3 protein-coding genes are annotated in these 2,163 nt (G+C 55.4%); all 3 read left to right on the forward strand.

Annotation, left to right across the window (positions count from 1 at the left end; translation table 11 throughout):
* Window positions 1-150 precede the first annotated feature (150 nt).
* Complete coding sequence (locus J2I46_RS32495; RefSeq protein WP_207333285.1) at window positions 151-426, forward strand: hypothetical protein; 276 nt, start codon at window positions 151-153, stop codon at window positions 424-426.
* A gap of 124 nt (window positions 427-550) precedes the next feature.
* Window positions 551-1,069 (forward strand): hypothetical protein, encoded by a 519-nt coding sequence (locus J2I46_RS32500; protein ID WP_207333286.1) that lies wholly within the window; start codon window positions 551-553, stop codon window positions 1,067-1,069.
* A gap of 357 nt (window positions 1,070-1,426) precedes the next feature.
* Window positions 1,427-1,732, forward strand: a complete 306-nt coding sequence (locus tag J2I46_RS32505; RefSeq protein WP_207333287.1) for a hypothetical protein — start codon at window positions 1,427-1,429, stop codon at window positions 1,730-1,732.
* Window positions 1,733-2,163 lie beyond the last annotated feature (431 nt).

Genomic DNA, 2,163 nt, shown 5'->3' on the forward strand with positions numbered 1-2,163 from the left:
AGAAAGATAGCTGGTTTATAGGTACTTATGAAAAACAGGTGCATTATCCTCAAGTTATTGTGATGTAACAAAAGCGGTGATTTAGCTTCGTAAGCGGGTTGTGGACACCGCTATCCATTTCCCCTTTACGAAGCTAACTCCCCTCTTTTTATGCCCTCTTTCTCCCCAACTCCCGCTTTTACCCAGGCCCTGGGCGCGCTCTGCCGCCAGCATGGGTATGACGAGTTCGTTGCCGCCAGCTTTGAGCCCGCCACGGGTCAGCTGCTCATTGCCGCCGGACCTGTTGTGAACCAGCTTACCCCCGCCATGCAGGCCATCCTGGAGGGTTGCCAATCGATCCGGGCCACCTATCAGGATCGCCACCGCTCCATTGAGGAGGATGAAGACGAGGAGGACTACCCCGATGAGCCCTACGATCTGGATTAAGCTAGGATCTCCCCAGGGGGGCTGACAGGTCATCACTATCACGGCGTGAGAGTGGTGACCTGTCAGCCCCCCTGGGGAGATCCTAGCTTTATGTCCTCTTGATTCAGCCCCGCTTTTGGTTTCTATGTCCTCCTCTGCTTCCTGCCGTAGTCTGTCTTTGCCCGTTACGCCTCTGGTCAAACGCATCATCCTGGCTTCCACAAAAGGGCAGGCTCTGTTTGTCTCCCGCGAGCAGCGCAAGCCCTTCAATCCCTATTCGGCGTATCTCTTCGCCCTGCTTCAGCGGGAGCGCCGGGCGGCCGATGGGCAGGCCATGGCCGATGAGCATCTGACCGAAAGCCTGGAGATCCAGATCCCCGAGTGGCAGATGCGCGCGGGGTGCATTGAAGGGATTACCCCGGCGCGGGCGGTGGCCTTCAACACGTTTGTGACCAATTCGTTTCGCCAGCGTTTGCGCGAAGAGATCGAGCTGCGGCTGGAGACCACCCGGTTTCTCAAAGAGGCCGCTGAGCTGGCCCTGGCCCGCTGGGGCGTAGATGAGGATACTTACCCCCTGAGCGCGGCGATTCGCCACTATACCCGTCACCGGAGCGAGAGCGCCGGAGCTGCGGATATTCCTACTGATTCATTAGCTGTTGCCTGATCCTATAGTAAGCGTTTGTTGCCAAAGTTGCGTGTAGTACGCTAGAGGGCCGTTCCGTTGGGGCGGTCCTCTTTTGTTTGTGGCTCCTTAAGCCGCCCTGGCGTATATCGCTCAAACGAATCGCACGATTCGTTTGAGCGGTAATAACGGCGGTGTGACGCGGTAATAACGAATGAACTAGCCGCTTGTCAGCGCCACTTGATAAGTGGCCCAAGAAGGTGGGTTTAAATCTTGTTTGGCTCCCTGCTGAGTAGGCGTGCCGTCAAGAGCGGCATGGCCCTATAGAGAGTCGTATCTAACAAAAAACCGGCAATATGCTTTAAGGGGCATAACCAAACTCTTAAACCAGCGCTAGCCATGAGACCCCTTCTTGTTATACTCCTGAGTTTGTCCCTCCTTAGCGCCTGCAAAAAGGAGGAAGTTGTCTCAGAGGCCGTCCGCATTCGACAGGAAATTCAGCGGGTTACCGGCTCGAATACGGATATGGTCGTCCGGGCCTATACCACTGCCCAGGCCCTGCAAGGGGAGGCCAACAGCCTGCAGATCGAAGAAGATTTTGTGGTCATCAATCAGGTGCACTACAACCTGGCCCGCCTGGTGAGCTATCGTTATTTTCCAGCCGGTAACGGGGCGCTCAGGCCCGCTCTGAATCTTTATTTTTAGGGCTTAGCTTGCCCGGCGGCAACGATTGCCTGTTGAGTCCTGGTTCGGTAGCGCGGCTAACGCCTTTTGATGTAACTCCGCACCCGAGCCAGGGTTACTACAAGTGGCTGGTTGTTGCCCTCATAGAGCCGCCCTTCCCGCTAACACTGGCCCGCCAAAAAGAGAGCTAACAAGGCGTTTTTCGTCCCTTTTACCGCCGGTCTGACGCCCTGCTGAGCCAGTGTATTTCCCACAAAAGCCAGGTCAGCACACAATGTTCCAACTTTTCTACCGCAAAAATCGGTCAACTCGCTCACCATAAGCCAACTAAGTCCAAATTCTTCGCTCACTCAGGGCCAAATCCCAGACAGGACCCCGCCACGCACTACCCCTGCATTACAATTGTAATGCACTTTCCCGGTGATATATGATCCACTGGTTACATCGCGAGC

Source organism: Fibrella forsythiae (assembly GCF_017353175.1).
Lineage (GTDB): Bacteria > Bacteroidota > Bacteroidia > Cytophagales > Spirosomataceae > Fibrella > Fibrella forsythiae.